The following is a 20041-nucleotide window of genomic DNA, read 5'->3' as shown; positions in this document are numbered from 1 at the left end:
GGCGGACGCGCAGCGCCTGAGAGCGAGTTTCATGCTTCCGGAAAGAGTGCCTTCGAGGGCCTCGCACGAGCCGCTGCTCTCCGGCAAGCTGCATCCCGGGGTCCGCGTATGCGCTCTCGATCCGCGCGACGGCTTCGAGTCTTTCATCTCTGAAATCCACTCGACGATAAAGCAGAACGGGCGCGGCGGCTGCTACGTATTCGACTTGCTGTCGGAATTGACCTCCCATTGGTACAGCGACCGGATGCTCGGCAACTTCTTTATGCTGACCTGCCCCTATCTTCTGGACATGGAAGCGCTGGCGTATTTCGCGGTGATCAAGGGAGAGCATTCGCGCAACGCGCTCGACCCGATCCACGCGACTGCCCAGGTCATTCTCGATACATACAACCGCAACGGCGTACGCTACATCCACCCGTTGAAAGTCCAGCAGCGCTACTCGCAGACCATGCACATGCTCCATGAGGAGCGCGGAGAAGACTACGTGCCGGTGACGAACAGCGCGGTCAATTCAGACATCCTGTCCTTCTCTCCCTTCCGCAGCGGCGACGACGCCTTCGAGGAAATGGACCGCTGGAACCGTATTTTTTCCGAAGCCAGGGAATGCCGCGAATCGAACCGGGGCGGCGAGGCGGAAATCAGGCACTGGCAGGACGTCTTGCTTTCCATGGCTGTTTCGCGGGACGATAAAATCCGCTTGCTTGCGAAAGAGTATTTGTCCGTTTCGGATTTGCTCGATATCGGACGCAGAATGATCGGCACGGGACTCATCGGCGGAAAGGCGACAGGAATGCTTCTCGCAAGATCGATCGTTTCCAGAAACGCTCCCGAACTTGCTTCCGTTCTTGAACGCCATGATTCATTCTACGTCGGCGCCGATGTGTTCTATACCTATATGGTGGTCAACGGCTGCTGGTGGATCCGCCATCAGCAGAAGGACATGAACGCGTTTCTGTCCGTCGCCGAATACGCCCGGCGAGTCATCCTTACCGGAAAATTTCCCGCGGACATCGTGCACAAGCTTTCCGACATGCTGGACTACTTCGGCCAGTCTCCGATCATCGTCCGCTCCAGTTCTCTGCTGGAAGACAATTTCGGCAACGCCTTCTCAGGAAAATATGAAAGCGTGTTTTGTCCGAACCAGGGCTCGCGCGAAACCCGCCTGGAAAACCTTCTGACCGCGATTAAAACCATATACGCGAGCACCCTGAGCGAAAAAGCCCTCCGCTATCGCGCCCATCTCGGCATTCTGGACAAGGACGAGCAGATGCCCCTGCTTATACAGCGGGTCTCCGGCGATCTGCACGGAACAAAATTCTATCCCGCCGCGGCCGGAGTCGGCTATTCGTACAATCCCTTCGTGTGGGACCCGTGCATCGACCCCGAGTCGGGAGTGCTCAGAATCGTATTCGGCATGGGAACCCGCGCCGTCGACCGTTCAGACAGCGACTATACAAGGATCGCGTCCCTCGGTTGCCCTGAAAAGAGGCCGGAGACCGGAATCGACGAGATCAGGAGGTACGCCCAGCGCGAGGTAGATCTGCTGGACCTGGAGGCGAATCAGCTTGTAACGGTTCAGTTCGACGACATCAAAGACGCGCTTTCGCCCGAAGAACGGAAATGGCTGGCCGAGAGCGGAACATCCTCTTTTCTGGCCTCGGCCGACGGGTTCGGTTTTTCGGCTTCGAGTTCAAGTTCTGCCGTCGACTCCTGGATCTCGTTCGATTCCTTTTTCCGGGATACCGATTTTGCTTCCGTTATGAAGCGCGTATTGAAAGTTCTGGAAGCCGCCTACACCTATCCGGTGGACATCGAATTCACGGTGAATTTGATGGGAGGGGGCTACCGGGTGAACATCGTCCAGTGCCGGCCCTTCGAAGCAAAACGGGACTCGTCGATCGCCTTCGACGCTTCGCGGATGGATTCGCCTTCGACGGTGATGTCGTCCTTCTCGGGAACCGTGATCGGCCGGAGCCGGGAATTCTCGCCGGACCGCGTCATATACGTTTCGCCGCGGGCCTACGCCGAGCTGCCGGTCCAGGCGAAGCATCAAACGGCGCGCACCATCGGAAGGCTGGTGAACCTGACGACGGACAGCAGCAAGACTGCCTTGTTCGGGCCCGGCAGGTGGGGCACCACGACGGTCTTCCTCGGCATACCCGTCACGTTCTCGGAGATAAGCAGGGCCGCCTGCATTTGCGAAATCGTGCAGATGGGAGACAACCTCGTTCCTGATGTTTCGCTCGGCACTCATTTTTTCAACGATCTCGTGGAATTCGATATTCTCTATCTGGCCCTTTATCCCGAGAAGGACGGCGCCCGTTTTCTCCCCGAGCGTCTATTGTCCCTCCCGAACCGCCTCTGCGAGCTGCTCGGCGACGCCGAATCGCAAAAGCTCGATGGCGTGATCCATGTCGTCGATTTTCCGCCCGAGCGCGCGGTTCTCGCAGCGGACGCCCAGTCTCAACGCTGGACGTTTTCTCTGCGAGACGAGATCCAGCCGTAGAATCGGGACAGCCCTTCTTCGAGCTGTCCGCGCGGACAGGCCGTGTTGATCCTGAGACAGCCTCTTCCTTCCGGGCCGAATTTGCTTCCCGGATTCACCCGCACGCGGCCTTCTTCCGCGAGCGCGAGAGAGAAGGAAAGATCGTCCGCGAAACCGAGTTCGGCTATAAGTTTTCGCGCGTCGATCCAGACGAGATATCCGCCTTCGGGCGGAACCGCTTTTGCTTCCGGGATTTTCTCCGCGAAAAAATTCAAGAGGAATCCGATGTTCTCTTTCAGATACGCGTTCAGGGCGTCAAGCCACGGCCCGGCAGTCCGGTAGGCTTCGTGCGCCGCCGTTATCGAAAAGACGTTCGGCTGGCTGAATCCCGCGGCCGCGATTCCTTTCTTAATCGCCGCGCGCGTTTCATGATCCCGAACGACGAAATGGGATATATGAAGACCCGCGATATTGAATGTTTTATTCGGCGCTCCCAGAACCGCGATTTTTTTGCAGTCGTCGCTTTCCATCCCTGCGAGGGAAACGAAGGGAACGTCGGATACCGCGATGTCGCCGTGGATTTCATCCGAAATAAGCGCAAGGCCGCGCTCGCCGCAGAACTCGAGAACTTCCCTCAGCTCGTCCTCCCTCCAAATTCTTCCTCCGGGATTGTGGGGCGAACAGAGCATGAACGCCTGCGTTCTCACGCCTTCACGGGCCGCGGTTCGAATCGCCTCGTCCATCGCGGCGAAATCTAATCGGAAGCGGCCTTCGCCGTCCGTTGAGAGAGCCGTGTTGACCGCGATCCGGCCGTTGTCGCGGATGATGTCGAAAAAGGGATAATACACCGGAGCCGTCACGAGAATGCCCGCGCCCGCTTCGGTGAGCGACCTCACCGCTATTCCCAGGCTCGGAATCATGCCCGGAGCTATCAAAACTTCTTCCGCGGATACCTCTGCCTTGTATCTTCGCGCATACCATCCGGCGACGACAGCCTGATAATCCGCCGGCGGATTCGTGTAGCCGAATACCGGATGATTCAAGCGTTTGCGCAGAGCTTCCGCTACGGAAGGAGGAGCCGGGAAATCCATGTCGGCCACCCACAGCGGTATGACGTCAGGTTTCCCTCCGCCGTTGAATGAATCGTCCCATTTAATCGCTCCGGTGTTCCGCCGGTCGACCGTTTCATCGAAAGAATACTCGCCCTGCATGTGTTTCTCCTGTATGTATGGATTGGAGTAACTATATCCGTTTTCTCCCTTCCTTGACAGCAATTCGATTACGATATAACCTACTAATAGGATGGTATAACTATGTCAGAACATGATTCGCATACTGTACATCGGGAAACAGATATTGTCCACGGTTCCATCCCCTATGACGCGGCGACAGGGGCAGTGAGCGTTCCAATCTATCAATCGGCGACCTTCAGGCATCCGGCCTTGCATGAAACGACCGGCTTCGATTATTCCCGCGGCCTGAATCCCACCCGCTCAGCGCTCGAAAGCGCGGTAGCCCTGTTGGAGCGCGGCCGGTACGGATTGGCTTTCTCTTCAGGAATGGGCGCCATCTCCGCCCTGATTAAGCTTTTTTCCCCCGGAGACCATCTTATCGTATCCGCCGATCTCTACGGCGGAACGTGGAGGTTGTTCAACGATTACTACGCTAAATACGGATTGCGTTTCAGCTGGGTAGATACAAGCGATCCCGGCTCGGTTCGCTCGGCTCTTACCCCCGAAACCCGCTGCGTGTTCATCGAAACTCCGTCGAATCCGATGATGAAGGTTACCGATATTCGTCGTATGTCGGATTTGATCCATTCTCATCGGCCGGACGCGTATCTGGCCGTGGACAACACCTTCCTGACGCCGTATTTCCAGAACCCTCTCTCTCTTGGAGCGGATTTCGCCGTCCATAGCGGAACCAAGTATCTCGGAGGTCACAACGACGCCCTGTCCGGCTTTCTCGTACATTCCGACGGCTCCCTGGAGGACAGTCTGCGGAACATCCAGATGAGCGAAGGCGCTTCTCTTTCTCCGTTCGACGCCTGGCTCGTCCTGCGGGGGATGAAAACTCTCGCCGTACGGATGGACAGGCAGAGCGAAAACGCCTTGAAAATCGCCCGATGGCTGCGCGGCCATCCGAAGGTAGACTCCGTCTTTTATCCCGGGTTCGAGGACCATCCTCAGCATGGGCTTTCTCTTTCCCAATCGCGCGGATTCGGCGGAATGGTTTCCTTCTATTTGAAAGACCCGCACGACGCGGAAAAAATGCTGAAGTCGGTGAAGCTCATTCTGTTCGCGGAAAGCCTTGGAGGGGTCGAAACTCTTATTACCTATCCGGTTGAACAGACACATAAAGCCATTCCCTCCGAACTTCGCGAACGTTCCGGCGTAAATGAGCGGCTGATGCGGCTTTCCGTCGGAATTGAACATGCGGACGACCTGATCGCGGATCTTGATCAAGCCCTTTTCTAAACCGCTTTGGTTGACCCTTTCGCGTTTCAATAGTAGATTAATACCAGTTGATAACTAGGAGATGCGATGCGGATTTCCACACGGGGGAGATATTCCCTCGAGGCACTATTATTTCTCGCGCTTCTTCCGGAGGGGAGATCCGCCAGTACCCGCGAAATTTCCGCTCAGACGGGAATTTCTGACGGCTATCTTGAGCAGTTGTTTATTCCGCTGAAAAAAGCGGGCATTATACGCGGGATTCGGGGGCCGACCGGCGGATATCTGCCGGGAAGGGACCCGGAACTCATCACCGTCGGAGATATTCTTCGATCCGTCGAGGGAAGTTTGGCGCCGGTCGCGTGCATAGCTTCGGGCTCCTGTCCCTCGGAGTCGGAGTGTCTGAGCCGCCATACCTGGGATCGCCTGTATCGGGAAATCAGCTCCTGTATAGACGGAATAACACTGGCCGATCTCGCGGCCGCGCATCAGAATCAGGAAAAACCGGAGTTCGCGCTATGAAGATATCCACCCGCGGCCGCTACGGCGTGCGTTTACTGATAGATTTGGCCGAACACGCGGATGAAAGCCATGTTCCCCTCGCTCAGATAGGGGAGCGGCAGTCCATCTCTCCGCGCTACCTCGAGCAGGTAGCCGTGCTTCTCCGCAGAACCGGCTACATCAGATCCGTGAAGGGCGCGTCCGGAGGATACGCTCTTGATCGAAGTCCGTCGGAAATCGTCATCGGAGAAGTTCTCCGGGTTCTGGAAGGCGACATCCTCATCGTCGACCCCCTGCGCCCGGGCGAAACTGAATCTCCGCTTCAACGCTGCATCCGCGCCTCGGTATACGACCGTCTGAACGCACGCATCGCAGACGTGCTCGACAACATAACCTTGGCTTCGATAATCGGTACCGTAGACCCGGACGAATCCTATATGTATTTTATTTGACCGATTCGCCGATCGGCAACCGGAAATCGCTACTTTAGCTTCCAAACGGCGTTCACCGCGGCCCGATAGAATTCGATCCGCGAAGGGTTCTCCGAGTCGAGAATCCTGTCCTGGTAAAACGCGAAGTCCTGTGTTTCCTCGGTATAATTGCGCAGCGTCCGCCATTGGGCGAGCACGGAAACAACGAAACGGTCGTTCGCCCTGATAGCGAGCACCGGGCCGAACTTTATCCGCCCCATCTCGTCTCCCCATTCGTCTCCGCCGGAAGTTCCATACAGGTACGCGTCATTTTCCGCGAGCACGCCGAACATCTCCAGCAGGGGAACCGAGCGCGGAGGCGGGCGGTAGCCGAGGAAGGCGCTCCCGTAATAATTCCATCCGTTCCGGTTTTCCCCGTCGTCTGCCTCGTAGAGCCAGGACTCGCCGGCCTGCGCTCCCGTGAAGGCGCGGTACTGGACCGAGTGAGTCGTCTGGAACACGGCATGGCTCCAGTCTCCGGGCACGACCGCGCCTAGATCGAACTGGAAGGTTCCGCCGGCCTTCGCGCTCCACACGATTCCGCCGAACGAGCGGTCTTCCAAAGTCGCGCCGCCGGTCCGGTTGCCTTCCGCGTCCAGCTCCGGCTCGTTCGTCCTCAACCCGTCAGCTATCGGAATATTCCATCCTGTTCCGATAGTCCCGCCCGCGAAGATTTGCAAAAAGGCGATCGGCGTCAGAACTGCCTCGGCTCCTGCGTTCGCTGAAACCGGAGAGGCTTCCGCGAATGCTTTCAGCTTCAGATTATTATCTTTTGCGAGCGCGCCGCTTCCCCTTAAAACGGGAATCGTCAGCGTGTCCGTAAGGCGGATCTTCGTTTCAAGAGTCGTCGCGACGATCAGCGTCGCGCTCGCGGAATTGACCGCTCCGCCCGCGAGCGGTTTCCTCGTATTTTCAGCCGCGGGTTCCGCCCCGGCTCCCGCCGCAATTGCTAAAAACGCAAACATCGCGCAAAGGACAAACGCCTTCCGCTCCGGCACGGCAGTACATCGGTGTTTCATATCTTTCTCCTCGCAGCGCCCTGCAGGGAGCGCCGTGTTATTTTAAAAGAAGACTCGCCGATTCTACCATAAAAAGCGCGGAATCCACACCTTCGAGGCCGATCCTCATCTCGCCGTCCGAGCCGTCGATCGCGCCCTGACCTGCCGGCTTGAGCACGATTTCTCCGCCGCCGGCCGGAGTCGCCGAGCTCGCCGCGTCGACTTCCTCCGCTCCGTCTGAAGCTCCCCGAGCCGGCGCGTGCTTTATTGTTTCGTCTTGATGAAATCTCCCCGCTGGAGTTCCTCGTACGCGGTCTGAAGCTCCTCCTCGGTGTTCATCACGATCGGCCCGTACCAGGCGATTTGCTCGCGAATCGGCATGCCGGAAATCAACAGGAATTTCATTCCGCTTTCGCCGGCCCGCAGCGCTGCCTCGTCTCCGTCGCCGAAAAGAACCAGGTCCCTGTTCGCAACCGCGATCCGGTCTCCTTCTCCCTCGACGCTGCCGCTTCCCTCGTACACATAGGCGAACACCGTGCTTCCTTTCTTCGTCGGATGAACGAACTCGGCGCCGGGCCCTGCCGAAACATCCAGATACTCCGGTTCGATCACGACATCCTTCACCGGCCCCGAAACTCCGCTCACCGTCCCCGCTATCACCTTGATCTCCGTCCCGCTTCCTCTCCGTACGACCGGAATATCGGAAGCGAGAATTTCCCTATACCGCGGGCTCATCATCTTCGAGGCAGCCGGCAGATTCGCCCACAGCTGGAACCCGTACATCGCCCCGTCGGCGTCGCCCTCGGGCATCTCCTGATGATAAATGCCTCCCCCGGCCGTCATCCACTGCACGTCTCCGGCGCCTATCGTGCCGGAATTTCCGATGCTGTCCTCGTGCGCGACCCTACCTCTCGTTACGTAGGTGATCGTCTCGATCCCCCGATGCGGATGCCAGGGAAACCCCTTGATAAAATCCGCCGTCGCATCCGAACGGAAATCGTCCAAAAGGAGAAACGGATCGAACTCGTACGGATCCTGAAATCCGAACGCCCTTCTGAGCCTCACCCCGGCTCCCTCGACGACAGCCTTCGCCTTCGCGATTTTTTTTACTGCCCTTCTTTCGCCCATCGATTCCTCCTTAAGCCTAACGCTCGCGCAATGCCGGATCAGCCGTTCGTAACATAGCGGATTGATTTTAAAACCGAGGCAGAACGGGCCCTCCGGGGAGAGCTCGGGATCCGCGGAGCCCCCGCGAAGAAAGAAACCTCAAGGGGCGCGCTCTGATCAGGCATTTTTCCTGATCTCGTACAAGGCCTCGCGAACCGGCGATCCTTGCACGACTTTGTCGAAGTACTTGACGAACTTCATCTCGTTTTATTCCGCGACGCGCCGGGAAGGACCGTTGTCCTCCTTCATGTAGGACACCACCCGGTCGAATCCTCTTTTCTCGAATGCGAAGGAAATGCACGCCTTCGCCGCTTCCGACGCATAGCCTTTTCCGCAGTATTCCCCGATGATGTGATACCCGATTTCCGGAACCAGTTCGCCCTCTATTTCCTGCATCGTAATTCCGCAGTCTCCGATCAGTACATCATTCGTTTGCAGCGCGACCGCCCACAAGCCGAAGCCGTATCTCGCGTAATTATCGATATTCCATCCTATCCACTGTTCGACTTTGTCGCGCGAAAAAGGAGCCGGATAGAATCTCATCGCGGCAGGATCGGAAAGGACGAGGGCCAACCGTTCGGCATCCTCAAATTTCAATTCGCGTAAATACAGCCGTTCCGTTTCAATAATCCGCCCTCTTGCGGCTCCTCTCGTACTCATTCGATTTCTCCTTTTTTGAGATATTTCCGGATTTGACGGAACAGTCTCGCTGTTATCGCGGTTCGTCGGGTTTGTGCTGGGATACGTAGATGTACCAGCACACTCCGTATTTGTCGACGAGATCGGCCGAGCTCGGCGACCACGGCAGCGAGCCGAGCGGCCGTATGACATGTCCGCTTTCCGAGAGAACCGCGAAGGCATGCCGCAGCTCCTCGTCGTTGTCCAGATTGACGCCAAGGCTCATTGTCGGGGTTTTCGCTGAAAACATCGCCTCCCTCGCGTCTGCGTCTCCCGATTCGCTTACGGCGAATCCTCCCGTTCCGTTTTTTTCGAGTTCGGCGTGCAAATACGATCCGTCGTCGTTTTTCACCGAATAGCCTATTTTCATTCCGAACGCGTCGCAGTAAAAAGCCGCCGCTTCCGCGCTGTTCGAGACATATAATGTTGCTCCAAGCGTCATCTTGTCCTCCAGTCATATGGTATCGCATGATGGAAAAAAAGGCACCCGATTCCTTGAATCCGCCGTTTTTTTTCTCTTGTCGGAGCGCCCCCCTGCGTTCGCTTGTTTGGACATTACGTGTTATCCTTACCAGTGTGCTTCAGGTGCGAATCGCGGTCTAACGTTCGGGTCTGATTTTTTTCTTCAAGTTGCACAAACTTGCGAGGCAGTATCGGAAACTCGCGAGAATCAGCAACGCGCCGTTGACGTTCCGATACATGCGAGTTTCCATGCAATTCGTCGTATATGATCCGTTTCACACGCCTACGGAAGCGAAAATAAACGCTTTGGTGGATTTTCTCGTCGAATCGCTCGGGGAATACGGCGACCCGGCGCATCAGATACGCAAGTGCGTCGGTTTCGCGCTCAGGGAGTACGAATCCTTCGGCGGGTTCGTAATCGAAATGCGCGACGACTCGGGTGTTCTCGGCGTTTCCGTGGTGAACCAGACCGGAATGTCGGAATATGTGCCCGAGAATCTTCTCGTCTACATCGCGGTACGTCAGAATTCCCGCGGACTCGGGCTCGGATCGGCTCTCCTGCAGGAAACGGTAAACCGGGCGAAGGGAAATCTCGCTCTCCATGTCGAACCGGATAATCCCGCCCGCCGTTTATATGAACGAAACGGTTTTTCCTCGAAATATATTGAAATGCGTTTGTACAAAGAGGGCTGATCAATGTCCTACATGACGATGGACCTCTCCAAACTGCAGGAAAACTACCGAACCCTTTCAACGGAATTCGAACGCAGGGGCGTTTCCTGGGCGATCGTCACAAAAATTTTGTGCGGCAACAGGGAGTATCTGAAGGCGGTGCTTTCTCTCGGCGCATCGCAGGTGTGCGACTCCCGCGTCCTCAATTTGAAAGCGATCAAAAAAATCGATCCGTCCGTAGAAACCGTATTCATTAAGCCTCCGGCCAAGAAAACGGTTCCCAATGTAATTCGATGCGCGGACATCAGCTTGAATACGCAGGTTTCTACAATAAAACTGCTTTCGGATGAAGCGGTGCAGCAGGGAAAAAACCACAGAGTCATTATTATGGTAGAGCTGGGAGAACGGCGCGAAGGAGTTCCGCTCGGCGCGTTGCCGGCTTTTTTTAACGCGGTCAGAGCGCTGCCGAATATCGAGATCATAGGAATCGGGACCAACCTTTCCTGCCTCTTCGGGGTATTGCCGAACAGGGAAAAGCTGTTGCGTCTCGTTTCCGCACGCGACCGCCTCGCCGAAGAATTCGGAGTCCGTATTCCCTTTGTATCCGGAGGCACCTCGGTAACTATTCCGCTGATGCTTTCCGGTGCTCTTCCTGCGGGAATAAACCACTTTCGGGTGGGCGATTCTCTGTTTCTTGGCTCCGACGTGTACAATAATTCTCATCTTCCCGGGATGCATACCGACGTATTTCTTTTGTATGCGCAGATTATCGAGGTAAACTTAAAATCTCCGGTTCCGGACGGGGATATGGCGAAAAATCTGGAAGGAAAGGAATTTCAGTTCGACGATTCGCTTCGCCATGAGCCGACCTGCCGCGCTATAGTCGACGCCGGAATTCTCGAACTAGAGGCGGCTCATGCGACGCCGGTTCTCAATGGAATTTCAATTGCCGGCGTTACCTCGGATATGTGCGTTCTTGATCTTGGGAACAACCCCGGCGATTTGAAAGTAGGCGACTACATCGCCTTCTCTCTGGATTACATGGGAGTGCTTCGAGCGCTCAGCTCAAAGTACGTGGAAAAAAGGATAGTCAATGCGGAGCAATGAACGAGAGTCGAGGAACATCGGCATTCAAACATGACGATAAGGAGCCGGGGAATTATGATAACAGCACTCAAACGGTATGCGTCGGGCGTTTTGGCAACGCTCATTTTTGTTTCATGCTCCTCATCGGGACAGTACTCGGTTACGGATATCGAACCCAAAAACACCGGAGGACCAAACCCTTTATGCGGGCTGGCGTTGTGGCAAACGAACCCGTCAATCGAAAAGTATTCGGACGCGATTCAACTGGAGTTCAGCTATTTTTACTATTCCGACGTCGCGAGCGATAATTCTTCAGGCGGCTATGTCTATGACTGGTCGGCGATCGACGAATTTCTGAACAAGGCAAAATCTCGCTCTCATCACGGAATACTACGGTTTCGGGATACTGATCCTGAACTCGGAGAATCGGATCGAAGCCTGCCCGAGTCCTTGTGGACCAATATACGCAGCTGCGATTACTACGAAGGCATAGAGGGCGCCGAAAAAAAGCGGGTGTCTTTCCCCGATTGGACCAATCCGGCGATCCCTTCCTTTATAAAGCAATTTTATGCCGAGTTAGCGAGTAGATATCCGGATCAATCAACCGGTCTCGCCTATGTTGAGGTCGGTTTCGGCCTCTGGGCCGAGTATCACATCGATTATGATAATTTGAGCGCGTTCTCCGATCCGGCGATTACCAGCAGTTCTGCGGCCCTGGGAAAACTCTTTCCCTCCCGCGCGGATCAGCAGTCTATGCTGGAGGAAATCGGAAAATCGTTCAACGCAATACCCTGGGGCATTTCGATCGACGCCGCCGACGGAGACTTTAGTCCGTATCCGGATGAGGCTCCGTCTACTAGTCCTTCCTTTGGGCTTTTCGATGATTCTTTGCTTAACGAGGATTGGCCTGAGTATAACAAGGAAAATTGGGACTTTTTCGCCGGCAGGAGAACGACCGGCGTTAACGGCGGGGAGATCAGCTATTATACCGACCATGACCAGGAGACCGCTCTCTCCGCCGACGGACCTCACGGGCTTTCTCTTGCGGAAACCGCCCGCATGTGCAATCTGTCCTTCGCGATTGCTGACGGGCAAACCGAATATCATGCTCCGCAGAAGATCGGGGAAGCCGGCGCCGCCTTAGGGTATGCTCTGGAAATTGTCGATGTCGACGTATCCGGGAGAAGCACGCTTCTGGTAGTCCGGAACACGGGAGTCGCCAAGGTTCCGATCGAGTTATGGGCTGCGATCCGATCCGAGCATTCTTTGACATCTCTTAAGGATCTGCTTCCCGGCGAATCGCGGGAATTGCGTATTCCGGCAGAACTTGATTCGTCTGACGGATTAAACTTTGCCTCTCCGATGTTGATTTCCGGGCAAACGGTAGGGTACGCGGTCGGCGGGAATGACTGATTTCGATTTTTGTGCTATGTCCTTGTCCATGGTTGCGCAAGCGGAAACGGCTCCGCAATCGGGGGAGATAAGAATGGAAACGAACGATATGGACAAAACGCCCGAGCTCAATCGGCACAATAAGGATGAATACCCGCCGATGCACACCACAGAGCATATTTTGAATCAAACGATGATCCGTATGTTCGGTTGCGGCCGCGCCCGGAGCGCGCACATCGAGCGGAAGAAAAGCAAATGCGACTACTCGCTATCCGGAAAACCCTCCGACGAGGAAGTCGCAGAGATTGCGCGCCGCGTCAACGAGGCGATCGACGCGAACCTGCCGGTCTCAATCGACTACCTGAGGCGCGAGGAGGCCGCATCGATCGCGGATCTCTCTAAGCTCCCGAAAGACGCGTCTGAAACCGTCAGGATTGTGCGCGTCGGAGATTACGACTCCTGCGCGTGCATCGGAGCGCATGTAGCGAGCACGGGCGAGATCGCCGAGACGGACGGACATTTTTCGATCGTCAGCCACGATTGGACAGAAGGAACCTGGCGCGTGCGGTTCAAGCTCGCGAAATAGCTGATTCAATGCCGCAAAGCCCTTCGGCACTGGAGTCGGATAGATGAAGTCGATGCCGGAAAACGTGAAGGATATTGAAAAAAAATCGGGATTCGCGTGACTCAAGTATAAGAGTCTCCGGTGAACCCGGGGCGGTTCGTATTGTGAAATTTCATCTGATAGTTTATCATCCGCTCAATGGTATACTAATGGAAAAAAGACGCCTCAACCAAAACACATGTTTTTTAAAGCAGATTCAAAAAAAGTATGATGGTTTCTTGTTTCTTTGAATTACTTCAGACATGCGCTTCCTCGTATGAAAATTTCGTCCAGAAAGAATTTAAACTTATGTAAAGAGGGTATTATGTTTCAACGTCAATCACTGATTTGTTATTTTATTTTACACGTTTTCCTTATGGTTTCTCCCGTTTTTGCCTCTGACACTGTAGATATTATTATAGTAACAACTTCCGGAGAGAAAAAAATTCAGAGAGTTCCGGCAGATGTAACCATGTGGGGATTTGCCCAGAGTGACCAAAGCGGATATAAAATCCTGAGTATTGAGAATCTTGACGAACTGCCGAATTTAGAGCGATTGGAATTGATTAATATTGATGGAATAAGCGATTATTCTTTTTTGTCAAAAGCAAAAAAGCTAAATCGATTACACATTACTGGATGTCTTGTTCAAGATTTGAAGTTTATTGAAGATCTTGTTTTACTTCAATATTTGTTTTTAGGCATTTATCCCCAAAATGGTTTTTTACAGTCTATACAGAATACTTCAATCGATTTAAGTAAACTGATTAACATTGAGTTTATCGGGTTTTCATGTCAAGGGCATTCCGGTGTACCCATGTTCGTAAATGTTAAAAATAAGCCCTTTCTCGATATTAGTAATAATCAAATTAGTACAGTAAGCATGGTCGATGTCAAATTACTATCGCAATATTCATTACTCAACATTCGGTATAATCCAATAGTCGACAATCCGCTAGAATTAAAAAAGTTACATACGATAAATTGCATATGTAATAATTCGGATCCGATTCCAGAAAATATTTTAAGATACTATCGTGGGGAGTAACTGTACCATCTAATGTGGCGTGGAGTAATATTACTGCATGACGAGACAGCCTGTGCAGCAGCCTGTCTCGCGCTCTGAGCATCAGTGATTTTTTTCCAAAAAAGAGGGGTGGGGGTGCGGAAGTCTTTCACCGATATTGACACTGCTTACGTGATTTCAACAAGAATCATTGCACCCAGCGTATTCTTGCAACCGTCTTAAAGTAGTCGTGAAACAGCTCGCCTTGTGTATTTCTACCGGTTGACTTGCCGGTGCCTGATCTCGGGTGCTGTTCCCTGAGCTTTTAGCGGCAACCGTCAAGGCTTGGATTTCCCTGAGTAGGCGATTGCGGCCGTTGGGCAGGCTTTGACGCATTCTCCGCAGGAAATGCAGTCATGGGCGCGAATTGACCGCTTACCGTCGTCTCCAGTATCGATCGCATGAACTGGGCAGACCTTCTGGCATTTTCCGCAGGAAATGCACTTGTCTTCCTGTATCCGATGCCGCAGAACTGAAGTACGCGAACTCACGCTCAGCAGGGTGCCGAAGGGGCATACGGCGTTGTGCCAAAAGGCTTCTTCAAAGAAAAGCGTGAGAAACACCGCCGCCAGTGTCATGAAGGCGAGAATCGGCACAGAAATTCCTGCCTTGCGCATGGCGATCATTCCCGCGATGAACGCCGCAAGAGGAACGATTCTGATCAGGGGGTGAGCGGTTATGAAGCGCGGCATCCGCAGCCGTTTCCAGCCTGCGGCGGCATACAGCCGGGAGATCGGTTTGAACAGGGTGTTCATCGGGCACATCCATCCGCAGTACACCCTTCCCAGGAGGGGAGAAAGCACAATCCCGATCGCGAAGATTCCGAACCAAAGCTGCAATCTGCCGGCAAAAAGAAGAAACGCGAACATCCCCAGAAACAGCGCTTGAGTCGCGATCCTGATCCACCCGTGTTTGTTTGACACTCTCATCTAATGAATCCTTAAAAATAATACGAAGCAGACATGAAAATTCCGTTGTTATCGGAATACTGGCCGAACTGTCCTTCGTCGCCGAGGAAGAACCATCCGCCTGCAGCTGCCTGAAAACCGTTTCCCGGCACCCAGGTAAGCTGCGGTTTAATCATTGAATCCATCTCGTTCAATCCTGCATACCACAAGATTTCGGATTTGACCGTCTCGTTAAAAAAAAGACGGCTCACGGCAAGGGTTGCCGTGGTAATCAGTTCCTCCCTGGAAAGGGACTCTTCGTAGTCAAGGACGATGTCCTGCATCGCCTGAACTGAGACCGTCGCTCCGAGCAGCGATCCTTCCGCTCCGGCCATGTACAGGATTGTATTTTTTTCCCTCCATCCTTCGGGCTCTACGCCTATGTCGGCGCTCAGCCTTTGGTGCATATTCGCCGCCGCTTCTGCTTTCAGCATTAACGGACCGGCGGGCGCAGAGACCGCAAAGCCCGTAAACGCGCTCCGGTAGTATTCTGGACGGATCGTAATGCCTGTCAACCCGACACCCGGCGTTATTTCCCTGTCTCGTATAGCCGGAATAGGCGTGTCGTTCCAGAACCATCCCCCAGTAGCTGAATGTCGGCGATTGAGCCCGTCCATGAGTATCGGGCAAAGTACTCGGCGTTATCAAGCGACGGTTCCGGCAGAGACGCTTCTTCCATAGTCAGCACAACCGGCAATTCCTTGGCGGCGTACCAGATCGAATCGCTAGCGGGAAGAAGAGTCGGGGTAAAAATGGGCAGATAGACCAGTTCGAGCCGGTGCGATCCCAGGAAAAAATCCGCTTTCGCTCCTGTTACGGACAATCTGAGCTCGCTGATATCGCGCGTCAGAAAGTCCGTAAGATTTTTGGGGCTGACCAGATCGGTTATGAACATTCCGTCTGCTTTTCCCCAGATAACCTGTTGCTTTCCTACTCTGAGGTCGAGAAAATTTCCGTACAAATGAACGTACAGTTCTTTCAGCTCGAACCCGGAATTCCCTTCGCCGTCCGAGGTCGCCGCCGCAAGTCCATGGAGCTCGGCGTCGTCGCTTTCCCAGTTGAACGCCGCTTCAAGGGTATGATCGTTGATGAACAGCGCGCCGTTGTCGGTTTGAGCGCCTAGCTTCGATCTGCCGAAGCCCGTTATTTCCATGCCTTGGGAATAGAGCAATGCCGCACCTGTCAAAATCAAGTACACGGCGAACGCGAGGGTTCGTCGCTTTAGTATGCATCCTCTCATGTCATAACCCCCTCGCGAGCGTGCGCTCGGTGAATGAGTCCTCAGGAATCGCGGAGTCCGCCGTAATCGAGCCGAACTTCATCTCGGTTCGATGGTTCTTTTGAACATTGCGCATTTCGGTATGGGTTATCATCAGATATCCGGCAACCTCGCGGGTTTCTTTCACCGTAAGCACCTTCAAGAGTTTTCCCGATGTGTCGTAGTACTCTCTTTTGAGTCCCATGAGACGTTGCTTTGATATCCAGCTGATCGTTTTCGAGTAGCTTTCGCCTGAATCCCGGCTCACGCTTTCGATGATCCAGCAGCTTTCTCCGTCGATGTTTTCGGTTCCGATGATCGCATGCGAATCTTTTTGCGGATGGCGTTCAGCCAGGTCGTCATAGCTGAAATCCGATCCCATGAAGGAGTCGCCCTTGCCGTCGGATGAAATCCGTCTGACCCGTTTCAGGGCGGGCAGGTAAATCCATTGATCGTCGCTTCGCGAACCGTCGCCGTAGCTCCAGTTCATAAAAGAAGTTCCCCTCACGTCCGCTGGTTCGGCGAACTCCATTATTTTCTTGTCGACGCCTGAGTATGTCGCTGAAATCTGCTTGAGCCGGCGTGTTCTTTCGCGTCCGCGGGAATCCGTCAATACCATGCTCAGTTCGCTTGTAATGCTTTCAGGCTGGGGCCGGTTGAACACGTCTGTCATGATTTCATCGGCGGTTTTCGACGGTTCCGCGCCCTGCGCGTATACGGCCGACAGGGACGCGAGCGTCGCGGCAACGAGCGCCAAGGCTGTTCTCCGCGTTGATTGAATGGATCTTTTCATAGTTCTTTCTCCTTACAAACTGCGTGACGACTTCCTCAGTACGAGGAACATGATAGTAACGGTCGAGATAAAAGCGACCAGCATATTGAGCGAGACCAACAAGCCTACCTGACGGTTCGGCGGGAAAACAGAAAATACCATGACCATGAACCCGGAGATTACGGTTACCGCGTTCAGCAGAACGGCCTTTCCCGTGAGGCTCATCGAGTAACGAGCCGCGTCGGTTTCGTCTCCTGTATCCCGCAATCTCTGGCGGTAGTGGGATATAAAGTGAATCGCGTAGTCGACCCCGATTCCTACCGCGATGCTCGATATCAGCGCGGTGGACGTGGTCAGCGGCACGTTCAGCAACCCCATGATCCCGAAATTCACTGCCATGGAGATAAGTACCGGAATAGTGGAAATCGCGCCCAGCACGATGCTGCGGAAAAGGACGGTCGTCAGAAGAAATACGATCGCAACGGAAAGCAGAAGGCTGCTGAGCTGGCCTGAGAGAATCAGGTCCGAGAAAACCAGGGCCTTGTAGCCGGACCCCGCGAAATTAACCGCGATTCCGTATTCGCCGAACTGAGCACGGAAGGGTTCGACAGCCTCCAGCGCCTCGCCGATCGTTCTGCTGTCGTCGCTTTTAAGCTGAACCGTTACGTTCGCGTTCATGAAGTCGGGATCCACCACCTTCCACAGGTTGTCCGGGTCGCCCGACATTTCATACAGCAGAAGGTACTGGGCCGTCAGTTCTGCGGAATCCGGTATGGTGCGGAACTCCTCTCTTTCGGCGTTCATCGCGTAATTCATTTGCTTGAGGTAGGTAGCCAGAGAGAACGAATCCCCGACCATCGCGCGGGATTCCACGCTTTCCTGCATGGAGTCTATCAAGCGCAGCACGTCGGGATTCTTGAAGGCGTCGTATTCATTGCTGTCGAGGATAATGTTAACCGTAGACGTTCCGCCGAAATACCGGTTAACGAAGGCGTCCGTTTTTACGATGGCGCTGTCCTTTTCGAAGTTGGAAAGGAAGCTCGAGTTGATCCACACCCGTGAAACGCCGACCAGGGAAAGCGCGATCACTACTGCCGTAGCGGCGTATACAGCAAACCGGTTGCGGCTGACGCCGTCGGCGAAGCGCTCTCCGAAGCGCTCTGTTTTGCCGAGCCTTTCCGGTTCGTTCATTGCATCAGCGGCTGTCCGTGGTTTTGTTTTTCTTTCCGTAATCATGAGCATTGCCGGGGCAAGGGTCATTGTAAGCAGCCATGAGACCGCGACGCCGAACGCGGTAAAGAGGCCGAAGTATTTTACCGGATACACGCTTGATGTGAGCAGGGCGATGAAACCGGCGACCGTGGTGAGCGCGGCGTAGAGGGACGGCGGACCGATCACCAGGGCAGCCTGCTCGATAGCCTGCGCCGCTTGTTCCTCAGGATGGTCCTTGCGGTGCTGATCAACCTGTCCATACAGATGAATCGCGTAGGCGACTCCGATCGCAACAAGCATTACCGGCAGCATGATGCTGACCGAGTATAACGGAATCCCGAGCAGGCTCATCAGCGCGAAGGACCAGAGCGTGCTGGCGACTACAATGAAAAGGGTCGTCAGTACCCGGGAGAATTTCCTCAAAATAAGCAGGAGGACGAGGGCTATTGCGATCAGTACCAGCGGACCCATGCGGGCCATGTCTTTTGGTCCAAGCTCCGCCAATGTTCCTTCTACGATTGGACGTCCCGCCACATAGACATTTTCCGGGCCTTCGTAAGCGGCGGCCAGATCGGTTACCTGTTGGTAGAGCTCCTTCGAGAAACCGCTGTCGGGTAACTCGACGACAATGAGCGCGCTTCGACCGTCCTCCGATATCAACCGCCCCCGGATCATCGGATTCGAGTAAGCAAGTTCGCCGATCCTGAACGCTTCTTCTTCCGTTTCAGGGGGATCCGTGAAAAATGGTCTGACGTCCAGCCCTTCTTCCGTTCCCAGAATATTGTCGCCGGTATGAAGCGACTGTATGCGCGTGTCCCGGAGTTCAGGGATAGAGCGCAATTCCGATTCGATATCGACCATCTTTTTGAGAGATCCGGTATTGAAAATGGATACTGGATGCTCCAGCGCTATCAATATGCCGTCTTTTATTTGAAAACGCTCTTCTGCCTCGTCGCTAAAGCTGAACGCCGGATGGTTTTCCGGCATGTAGCTGTCGAGATTTGTTTCCATTCGGAATCCGGTTTTGATCGGAATTATGGAAGCAATGGTGAGTCCCATCACTATTGCCGCTGCGAGCCATGGGTGCGCAAGTATCGGCGCTAAGCGAATCTTCATGTGAATCTCCTTTATATACACTAGGTTAGTTATAAATAACTAACCTTTCAGCTATCGAAAAAGACCATCCGGAATATGATTCCCGATGTCCGCTACTCCATCAATTTCAAGGCCTGGCCAATGAAAGCTTCGGCAAGATCAGTCAGCCGAACATCATGGCCCAGCTCCCGTTCCATTCGCCAGGTGGATACAAGCATTCTGAAACCTCCCAGCATCATCAGGCTGCCTGTCTCAGGATCGATGGAAGCGCTTGAAGCTCTTCCGCTGCCTGTCTCCGCCAGCAGTGCAGTGACGGCCGCTCGCGTTTCCGCCATCAGCGCGCGAACTCGAGCCAGCAGCTCCCTGTCGCTTCTAAACAGATCCTCCGGAGTCAGCACGATGCTCAATGGCGGAAACGCCTCGAATTCCGCCGCCTGGTGCGAGAAAAACCGTCGAAGCCTCGTAGGGGAATCCGCGCCCGACTCGAATGAATGCGCGGTAGTTCTTTTTTTTATGGCGTATATTTCATCCACTATCCCCGAAAGAATTTCCGACTTGGAGGCAAAATGTCTGTAAATCGCCGGTTCGCTCACGCCGATCGCCTTTCCCAGATTTTTTATCGTTAAATCCTGGATGCCCTTATCAGCGATCAGGGTGAAAGCCGCTCTAATAATCTCTTTCTGTCTCTCTGTCGGTTCCATCTGGTTCTTCTCTTAGTTAGTG

General features: G+C 54.2%; 20 protein-coding genes. 9 read left to right on the top strand and 11 right to left on the bottom strand.

Annotated elements, in window-relative coordinates:
* Positions 1-31 precede the first annotated feature (31 nt).
* On the top strand, positions 32-2506 hold the full coding sequence (locus K7J14_RS03475) for a PEP/pyruvate-binding domain-containing protein (protein ID WP_230753161.1): 2475 nt from the start codon (positions 32-34) through the stop codon (positions 2504-2506).
* Here K7J14_RS03475 and K7J14_RS03470 read toward each other — a convergent pair.
* The gene (locus K7J14_RS03470; protein WP_230753159.1) at positions 2464-3696 is read right to left on the bottom strand and encodes a MalY/PatB family protein; all 1233 of its coding nucleotides are present in this window, start codon (positions 3694-3696) and stop codon (positions 2464-2466) included. The genes K7J14_RS03475 and K7J14_RS03470 overlap by 43 nt on opposite strands.
* A 102-nt stretch (positions 3697-3798) precedes the next feature.
* On the opposite strand from K7J14_RS03470, the gene K7J14_RS03465 reads away from it, so the two are divergent.
* From K7J14_RS03465 to K7J14_RS03455, 3 genes are all read left to right on the top strand, one after another.
* Entirely contained in the window at positions 3799-4962 is a 1164-nt protein-coding gene (locus K7J14_RS03465; RefSeq protein WP_230753158.1) for a trans-sulfuration enzyme family protein, read from the top strand.
* Positions 4963-5028: 66 nt separating this feature from the next.
* Positions 5029-5460 carry an RrF2 family transcriptional regulator gene (locus tag K7J14_RS03460; RefSeq protein ID WP_230753156.1) on the top strand — a complete coding sequence of 144 codons (432 nt, stop codon included), beginning with the start codon at positions 5029-5031 and terminating at the stop codon, positions 5458-5460.
* Entirely contained in the window at positions 5457-5891 is a 435-nt protein-coding gene (locus K7J14_RS03455; protein WP_230753154.1) for an RrF2 family transcriptional regulator, read from the top strand. The genes K7J14_RS03460 and K7J14_RS03455 overlap by 4 nt, the downstream gene beginning before the upstream one ends.
* 29 nt (positions 5892-5920) lie before the next feature.
* Here K7J14_RS03455 and K7J14_RS03450 read toward each other — a convergent pair whose 3' ends face one another.
* The 4 genes from K7J14_RS03450 to K7J14_RS03435 form a co-directional block, all read right to left on the bottom strand.
* A complete protein-coding gene (locus tag K7J14_RS03450; RefSeq protein ID WP_230753151.1) occupies positions 5921-6928 on the bottom strand; it encodes a hypothetical protein in 1008 nt (335 codons plus the stop codon).
* A 243-nt stretch (positions 6929-7171) separates the two neighbouring features.
* Positions 7172-8035 carry a pirin family protein gene (locus tag K7J14_RS03445; protein WP_230753148.1) on the bottom strand — a complete coding sequence of 288 codons (864 nt, stop codon included), beginning with the start codon at positions 8033-8035 and terminating at the stop codon, positions 7172-7174.
* Positions 8036-8281: 246 nt separating this feature from the next.
* On the bottom strand, positions 8282-8734 hold the full coding sequence (locus tag K7J14_RS03440) for a GNAT family N-acetyltransferase (RefSeq protein WP_230753146.1): 453 nt from the start codon (positions 8732-8734) through the stop codon (positions 8282-8284).
* A 52-nt stretch (positions 8735-8786) separates the two neighbouring features.
* Positions 8787-9194, bottom strand: a complete 408-nt coding sequence (locus tag K7J14_RS03435) for a VOC family protein (RefSeq protein WP_230753144.1) — start codon at positions 9192-9194, stop codon at positions 8787-8789.
* Positions 9195-9463: 269 nt separating this feature from the next.
* On the opposite strand from K7J14_RS03435, the gene K7J14_RS03430 reads away from it, so the two are divergent.
* The 5 genes from K7J14_RS03430 (at position 9464) to K7J14_RS03410 (ending at position 14016) form a co-directional block, all read left to right on the top strand.
* The gene (locus tag K7J14_RS03430; RefSeq protein WP_230753142.1) at positions 9464-9907 is read left to right on the top strand and encodes a GNAT family N-acetyltransferase; all 444 of its coding nucleotides are present in this window, start codon (positions 9464-9466) and stop codon (positions 9905-9907) included.
* 3 nt (positions 9908-9910) lie between these two features.
* A complete protein-coding gene (locus K7J14_RS03425) occupies positions 9911-10993 on the top strand; it encodes an alanine racemase (RefSeq protein ID WP_230753140.1) in 1083 nt (360 codons plus the stop codon).
* 54 nt (positions 10994-11047) lie between these two features.
* A complete protein-coding gene (locus tag K7J14_RS03420) occupies positions 11048-12385 on the top strand; it encodes a hypothetical protein (protein ID WP_230753138.1) in 1338 nt (445 codons plus the stop codon).
* Between the two features lie 73 nt (positions 12386-12458).
* Positions 12459-12950 (top strand): alanyl-tRNA editing protein, encoded by a 492-nt coding sequence (locus K7J14_RS03415; protein ID WP_230753137.1) that lies wholly within the window; start codon positions 12459-12461, stop codon positions 12948-12950.
* A gap of 343 nt (positions 12951-13293) precedes the next feature.
* Positions 13294-14016, top strand: coding sequence for a leucine-rich repeat domain-containing protein (locus K7J14_RS03410; RefSeq protein ID WP_230753135.1), 723 nt, complete (start codon positions 13294-13296; stop codon positions 14014-14016).
* Positions 14017-14312: 296 nt separating this feature from the next.
* On the opposite strand, the gene K7J14_RS03405 is transcribed toward K7J14_RS03410, so the two are convergent.
* From K7J14_RS03405 to K7J14_RS03380, 6 genes are all read right to left on the bottom strand, one after another.
* Positions 14313-14963: a 4Fe-4S binding protein gene (locus K7J14_RS03405; RefSeq protein WP_230753133.1), complete on the bottom strand. Its 651-nt coding sequence runs from the start codon at positions 14961-14963 to the stop codon at positions 14313-14315.
* An 11-nt stretch (positions 14964-14974) separates the two neighbouring features.
* Positions 14975-15496, bottom strand: coding sequence for a hypothetical protein (locus K7J14_RS03400; protein WP_230753130.1), 522 nt, complete (start codon positions 15494-15496; stop codon positions 14975-14977).
* A gap of 14 nt (positions 15497-15510) precedes the next feature.
* Entirely contained in the window at positions 15511-16221 is a 711-nt protein-coding gene (locus K7J14_RS03395; RefSeq protein WP_230753128.1) for a DUF1302 family protein, read from the bottom strand.
* Between the two features lies 1 nt (position 16222).
* A complete protein-coding gene (locus K7J14_RS03390; protein ID WP_230753126.1) occupies positions 16223-17032 on the bottom strand; it encodes an outer membrane lipoprotein-sorting protein in 810 nt (269 codons plus the stop codon).
* 12 nt (positions 17033-17044) lie between these two features.
* The gene (locus tag K7J14_RS03385) at positions 17045-19339 is read right to left on the bottom strand and encodes an efflux RND transporter permease subunit (RefSeq protein ID WP_230753123.1); all 2295 of its coding nucleotides are present in this window, start codon (positions 19337-19339) and stop codon (positions 17045-17047) included.
* Between the two features lie 92 nt (positions 19340-19431).
* Positions 19432-20019, bottom strand: a complete 588-nt coding sequence (locus K7J14_RS03380) for a TetR/AcrR family transcriptional regulator (RefSeq protein WP_230753121.1) — start codon at positions 20017-20019, stop codon at positions 19432-19434.
* Between the last annotated feature and the right edge of the window lie 22 nt (positions 20020-20041).

This window comes from Teretinema zuelzerae, assembly GCF_021021555.1.
GTDB classification, from domain to species: Bacteria; Spirochaetota; Spirochaetia; order Treponematales; family Treponemataceae; genus Teretinema; species Teretinema zuelzerae.
The sequence above is the reverse complement of the archived record's forward strand: the minus strand, read 5'-3'. Positions and strand labels throughout refer to the sequence as shown.